Source organism: Pseudomonas sp. P5_A2_2 (assembly GCF_054177685.1).
Genome location: NZ_JBGCUL010000196.1, coordinates 1 through 6,690, shown reverse-complemented (window position 1 = coordinate 6,690; position 6,690 = coordinate 1). Strand labels below are relative to the sequence as shown.

The 6,690-nt window shown below is 58.7% G+C and carries 5 protein-coding genes; 4 read left to right on the top strand and 1 reads right to left on the bottom strand.

The window, feature by feature from the left end; all coding sequences use genetic code 11:
* A partial coding sequence (locus ACXRVY_RS13700; RefSeq protein ID WP_458237564.1) for an aldehyde dehydrogenase family protein occupies positions 1–1,053 on the bottom strand: 1,053 nt, incomplete at its 3' end.
* Positions 1,054–1,915: 862 nt separating this feature from the next.
* On the opposite strand from ACXRVY_RS13700, the gene ACXRVY_RS13695 reads away from it, so the two are divergent.
* The 4 genes from ACXRVY_RS13695 to ACXRVY_RS13680 all read left to right on the top strand — a co-directional run bounded on the left by ACXRVY_RS13695 (position 1,916) and on the right by ACXRVY_RS13680 (position 6,638).
* Positions 1,916–2,584: a haloacid dehalogenase type II gene (locus ACXRVY_RS13695; protein WP_458237563.1), complete on the top strand. Its 669-nt coding sequence runs from the start codon at positions 1,916–1,918 to the stop codon at positions 2,582–2,584.
* A gap of 36 nt (positions 2,585–2,620) precedes the next feature.
* On the top strand, positions 2,621–3,895 hold the full coding sequence (locus ACXRVY_RS13690) for an NAD(P)/FAD-dependent oxidoreductase (RefSeq protein ID WP_223458797.1): 1,275 nt from the start codon (positions 2,621–2,623) through the stop codon (positions 3,893–3,895).
* A gap of 93 nt (positions 3,896–3,988) precedes the next feature.
* Positions 3,989–5,635, top strand: a complete 1,647-nt coding sequence (locus tag ACXRVY_RS13685; protein WP_457265721.1) for an ABC transporter substrate-binding protein — start codon at positions 3,989–3,991, stop codon at positions 5,633–5,635.
* A 46-nt stretch (positions 5,636–5,681) separates the two neighbouring features.
* A complete protein-coding gene (locus ACXRVY_RS13680; RefSeq protein ID WP_458237562.1) occupies positions 5,682–6,638 on the top strand; it encodes an ABC transporter permease in 957 nt (318 codons plus the stop codon).
* Positions 6,639–6,690: the final 52 nt, after the last annotated feature.

Below are 6,690 nucleotides of genomic sequence, written 5' to 3'. Positions count from 1 at the left end.
ACTCAGGCCAGCCTCGAYCATGGCTTGCACGCGATTGAACTGGGCCTCGTTGGCAATGGGACCGAGCACCGTAGCTTCCGATCGCGGATCACCCACGATGATCGCATTGGCGGTTTCGGCTGCCAGCGATTCAACCTCCGCCAGCCGGTCCTTAGGTACGATCATTCGTGTCGGGGCGCTGCATGATTGTCCGACGTTGCGGAACGCTGACATCACGCCCAGTGGGACGGCTTTGGCAAAGTCGGCGTCGGGAAGCAGAATGTTCGGTGATTTGCCTCCCAATTCTTGTGTGACGCGCTTCACCGTATGGGCGGCCGCCTGTGCGACCAGCGCGCCCGCGCGGTTGGAGCCGGTAATCGAAATCATATCGATATCCGGGTGCGCAGCGATTGCTGCGCCGACCTCGGGACCACTTCCGTTCACGAGGTTGAAGACGCCAGGTGGAAGGCCCGCGTCGTGGACCAGTTGTGCAAAAAGAAGGGCGCTCAGAGGCGACAGTTCGCTTGGTTTGAGGACCACAGTGCATCCGGCGGCAATAGCCGGGGCGACTTTCGCGGTGATTTGATAAAGCGGCCAGTTCCACGGAGTGATGAGACCGCAGACGCCTATGGGTTCGCGTTCAATCGCGGTTCCATCTTCAACCGTCTGGAAACGATAAGTGGACAGCAGGTCGCGGGCGACCCGAACGTGTTCGGCCGCGAGAGGCACTTGCATTGCCCGGGCGGAACCGATGGCAGCACCCATTTCGAGGGAGAGGGCCTGCGCGAGCACTTCTTTTCGCTCAAGGATGAGCTCGTGGATCTTTCCAAGGACAAGCGCGCGCGACTCTGCGCAGGTAGCAGACCAACCAGCAAACGCTGCACGCGCGGCAACTACTGCCCGATCAACATCCTCGGCGGAGCCTTGCGCGACCTGCGCAACGACCTCTTCAGTTGCCGGATTGACCACCGGCAAACTTGCCGGGATCGCCGGGGACGACCAACAGCCATTGATATAAAATTTGTGAGACGTTTGCGGATCAACGCTGTAGCTATTCGAAGATTGTATTGTCATCCAACTGGCTCCCTTGAGCGGTAACAGGCACTGCAAGCAGCAGAGGGCGGTCTGGCTCGCGACCCGGCAAGGCCGCTGAAAAATAGATCAGGCCGAACGTGGAAATCACCAGAACATCGCCGTGGCGACCAGGACATCGCTATGCCGCGTCTTCTCAATAAGCTAACAAAGCGTGCCAGATAAAATGTGCTGTTCTTGAGGTTTGCAAGGGAGAATCTGCCGTATCTGCCAGGCTGACTTTGTATGAGAGCAAGTTGACCCGATTTCGTCAGTAACCTTGCTGATAGACAGCTCGATGAGATCATTACCAGTCAGTGCGGTCGCAGGCTCATCGGTGGCGGTGGTGGGCCATATAGACAAGCAGGAAGGGACGTGGTGCTGCATCGTGCAATGCGCCGCCTTTGTAGAGTTGTCGCGACGCGTACAGATGTTGCGTTGACCGGCATGTCACGCCTATCGCTAATAGAAGCAAGGTTGTCCCAACGCGCATTGACTCTTGACTGGCCCCGCCTCACCTCGCAGCACAATCAGCGGGCGCGTCCTCAGCGAATGCCCCCGATCTCCTTCCGCCAGTCATGAATACTGCCGCACATGGCGTTGTGCATGGCTTGCCAGCGCACCATAACAGCCCGCAAAGGCGTAGAAACAGGGGCTGGAGCGCCCGAGTCTGGAGCATCCCGCAAAGTCTGCTGAGCAAGCCCTGCAAAACGGTGGTTTGTACCAAGCAGCCTATACTTTTAACAGTTTATGCATGGTCTCTTGGTGTTGTAATAAATCCGTGATGCAGCGTTGCTCCGATGCTTCCAGAGCGGAGTAACTGTTTGCCCCGTCATGACCTCAACAATCATTAAGGACCGCACTCATGAGCTTTCTTCGACCCAAGTTTATTACCTTTGACTGCTATGGCACGTTGACCAACTTTCAAATGGGAAACATGACGCGCRAACTGTTCGCCGATCGTGTCCCTTTTGAGCAAATGGATCAGTTCGTCAAGGACTTCTCCGCCTATCGTCTGGATCRGGTGATGGGTGACTGGCGGCCGTATGATGAGATTATCAAGACCGCCCTGGCGCGGGTCTGCAAGCGTTGGGGTGTCGAGTACAAAGGCGAAGGCCAGCTCTACTACGACGCCGTACCGACTTGGGGGCCACATGCCGACGTGCCGGCTGGCCTGGCGAAAATCGCCGACAAGATTCCCCTGGTGATTTTCTCCAACGCGATGGACGAGCAGATCATGTCCAACGTCGACAAGCTCGGCGCACCTTTCCATAAAGTCTTCACCGCCCAACAAGCCCAAGCCTATAAGCCGCGCCTGGCCGCCTTCGAGTTCATGCTCGATAACCTCGGCTGCGGCCCAGAAGACGTTCTGCATGTGTCCTCGAGCTTTCGTTATGACCTGATGCCGGCCAACGACATGAAGATCAAGAACAAAGCCTTCGTTGCTCGTGGTCATGAACAGCCGGCGAATGCCGTCTATGGCTACCACCAGATCCCGGATATCGGCGCATTGCCCGGGTTGGTCGGTCTCTGAGTCTCAGGGCACTCTTCAAGGCAAAAGGGGTTAGACATGGGCAGTGAGTCCTATTGGCTCGATACCGCACCGCAATTCACCGGTGCTCAGCTCGGCGCATTGCCCGGGCAGGTCGATGTGGCCATCGTCGGTGGTGGTCTCACCGGCCTGGCGGCGGCCCGAGCCCTGGCCTTGAAGGGGGCCAGTGTGGTGGTGCTGGAAGGAGGGCGAGTGATTGGCGAGGCTTCGGGGCGCAATGGTGGCCACTGCAGCACCGGCGTTGCCCAAGACTACGCGGCACTCAGCGCCAGCCTCGGCGCTGATAAGGCGCGTGCTTATTACCAAGCCTATGAAAGCGCCGTACAGAGCGTCGTTTCATTGGTGGAGCAGGAGCAGATTGCCTGCGACCTCAAGCGCAATGGCAAGCTGAAGCTGGCCGCCAAACCGATGCATTACGAAGGTTTGGCGCGCACCTGCGAATTGATTCGGCGGGAGGTCGACGCCGACGTCGAGTTGCTCTCTCCAGAAGAAGCCCGTGCTGAAGCCAACTCGGCCCAGTTCCATGGAGGCATGCTGCAGCGCAACGGCGTGCAGATGCATGTCGGGCGCTTCGGTGTCGGGCTTGCCGAAGCAGCAGCACGTCACGGCGCATCGATCTTTCAGGGCGTGTCGGTGACGGACTGGAAAGCCAGCGCTGGCGGCTATCAGGTCAACACCACCAAGGGCTCGCTACACGCCACGCAAATTCTGCTGGCCACAGGCACGTGCCAGCAGGGCGGATTGGGCTGGTATCGGCGGCGGATCGTGCCGGTGGGCAGTTTCGTGATCGCCACGGAGGTGCTACCGCAGGCCCTGATCGACAGCTTGCTACCGGCACGGCGTTCCTATGTCACCAGCCGCATGATCGGTAACTACTTCCGCCTGACGCCGGACAACCGCTTGCTGTTTGGCGGTCGTGCCCGGTTTGCCATGTCCGACAGCATTTCCGACGCCAAGAGCGGCAAGGTATTGCAGGCGGCGATGGTCCAGATGTTTCCGCAACTGGCTAGCGTGAAGATCGATTACTGCTGGGGTGGTCTCGTGGATATGACCTCCGATCGGTTGCCCCGGGCCGGGCAGCATGGAGGGGTTTATTACTCCATGGGTTATAGCGGTCATGGGGTGCAAATGTCGGTACACATGGGGCAGGTCATGGCCGAGGTAATGGCCGGCAAGGTCGAGGCCAACCCGTGGCGCGAACTCGATTGGCCAGCCATTCCCGGGCATTTCGGCAAACCCTGGTTCCTGCCTCTGGTGGGTGCGTATTACCGCCTGCAGGACTACCTGCACTGAGTTCATGTGGTTGCTTCTCATTTTTACGTTTCAATCACGCTGCGCTTAATCGCCAGCACTTGAGCCTTATCATTTGCGAAAGGTTGGACTGACATGACTGACGATAAAAAGAATATCGACTCCCAGTTGATCACCGGTGAAGAAAGTCTGCGTGTTTTTGAAGGRCTCAATCGCGGCATGTCACGCCGCAATGCATTGCAAATGCTGGGGTTGGCAGGGGTGGCCGCAGTGGGGGCTGGCAGTCTGTTCGGCGCCGCTGGCAAACTGTTTGCCGATGATGAAGGTGCAAGCCCTGGCAAAGGCAAGCCTGGCGGTCGTATCCGCGTTGCAGGCTCGTCCAGCTCCACCGCCGACACCCTGGATCCAGCCAAAGGTTCGTCGTCCACCGACTACGTGCGTCACTACATGTTCTACAACGGCCTGACCCGTTTCGACAGCCATATGGTGCCGCAACTGGAGTTGGCCGAGCGAATTGAAACCACTGACGCCACGCTCTGGGTCATCAGCCTGCGCAAGGAAGTGACCTTCCACAACGGCAAGCCCCTGACCGCCGCTGACGTGGTGTTTTCCCTGTTGCGGCACAAGGACCCGATCACCGGTTCCAAGGTCCTGCCGCTCGCGTCGCAGTTCGCTGAGGTCAAGGCCGTCGGCACCCACGAAGTGCAGATTCAATTGAGCGGCCCGAATGCTGAATTGCCGTCGATTCTTGCCATCTCTCACATGTTGATCGTTCCCGAGGGTACGAGCGATTTCAGCCAGGGCATCGGTACCGGTCCGTTCAAGGTCAAGGAGTTCAAGCCCGGGGAGCGTTCGATTGGTGTGCGCAATACCAATTACTGGAAACCCGGCTTGCCGTATCTGGACGAGATCGAATTTATCGCCATTGCCGACGAGCCGTCACGGATCAACGCCCTGTTGTCGGGCGACGTGCACATCGTCAACGAGGTTAACCCGCGCTCAACGGCTCGCATCAAGGCCAGCACCAGGCATCGGGTCGTGGACTCGCCGTCGGGTAACTACACTGACCTGATCATTCGTCAGGACCAGATGCCAGGCCAAAGCCCGGAATTCACCCAGGCCATGAAATACTTGCTGGACCGCGAGCAGATCAAGTCGGCGATATTCCGTGGCTACGCCAGGGTCGGCAACGATCACCCGATCGCACCCGGTGCGCGCTTCTTCAACGCCGACCTGCCACAACGTGCCTACGATCCGGAAAAAGCCAAGTTCCTGCTCAAAAAGGCCGGCATGGAAAGCATCACTATGCCGCTGATGTGCTCGCCGGCTGCGACCGGTTCGGTGGACATCGCCGTGCTGCTGCAGCAGTCAGCCAAACAGGCGGGGCTCAAGCTCGACGTCAACCGTCTGCCGAGCGATGGCTACTGGTCCAACCATTGGGCGAAGCACCCACTGAGCTTTGGCAACATCAATCCGCGGCCCAATGCCGACATGCTTTTCTCGCAGTTCTTCCAGTCGACAGCACCCTGGAATGAGTCCGGCTGGAAAAACGAACAGTTCGACCAACTGTTGGTACAAGCCCGAGGTGAAACCGACGAGGCCAAGCGCGGCAAGATGTACGCAGATATGCAAACCCTGGTGCATGAGCACAGCGGTATTGGCGTGCCGGTGTTCATCAGCAACATCGATGGCGCCGATCAGCGAGTCAAGGGCTACGGCACCAACCCCCTGGGCGGTTTCATGGGGTACATGTTTGCCGAGCAGGTCTGGCTGGACGCTTGATGAAAGTCGGGTTTTTGCTGCAGTTACATAGCATGAGGATAGGGTGATGAATAGCAACACTCTGTGGTTGATCGGCCGGCGCCTGGGCGCGGCGATCGTGACCTTGTTGATTGTGTCCATGGTGGTGTTCGCCATCACGGCGGTGCTGCCGGGAGACGCGGCACAACAGTCTCTGGGGCAGTTCGCCACGCCCGAGCAGGTGGCAGCCTTGCGCCTGAAAATGGGGCTGGATCAGCCCGGTGTGTTGCGTTACCTGCACTGGTTGATGAGCCTGCTTAGCGGTGACATGGGGCAGTCGGTATCCAACGCCATGCCAGTCAGCGACTTGATGGCCGGGCGTCTGCCCAACACCCTGATGCTGGCGGCCGCCACGGCGCTGGTATCAGTGCCGGTGKCGTTGATTCTGGGCATCGGTTCGGCCATGGGCCGGGGCGGGCGCATCGACAGTGTCCTGAGCTTTTTTACCTTGACCATGGTAGCGGTGCCAGAGTTTCTGGTTGCGACCCTGGCAGTGCTGATTTTCGCGGTGAACCTGGGTTGGTTGTCGGCGTTGTCCTACGCCAGTGACATCACATCACCCTGGCAATTCATGCGCACTTACGCCTTGCCGGTGATGACGCTGTGCTGCGTGATTGTCGCGCAGATGGCACGCATGACCCGGGCGGCGGTGATCGATCAGCTCGACAGCCCTTACGTGGAGATGGCCCGACTCAAAGGTGTGAGCAAGATTCGGATCGTTCTACGCCATGCCTTGCCCAACGCCATCGGGCCCATCGCCAATGCCATCGCTTTGAGCCTGTCTTACCTGTTGGGCGGGGTGGTGATCGTTGAAACGATCTTCAACTACCCCGGCATCGCCAGCCTGATGGTCGATGCCGTGACCAACCGCGACATGGCCCTGGTTCAAGCCTGCACCATGCTGTTTTGTACGGCGTATTTGACGTTGGTGCTGATTGCCGACCTGTGCGCGATTCTTTCCAATCCGAGGCTGAGAAATCAATGAACAATCTCATTGTGAAATCGCCGGCTACTACAAAATTGGCGCTGGGCAAGGT

What these genes read in the sequence shown, in the direction of transcription:
- ACXRVY_RS13690 (WP_223458797.1), top strand. Translation starts at nt 2,621, where the DNA reads ATGGGCAGTGAGTCCTATTGGCTCGATACCGCACCGCAATTCACCGGT.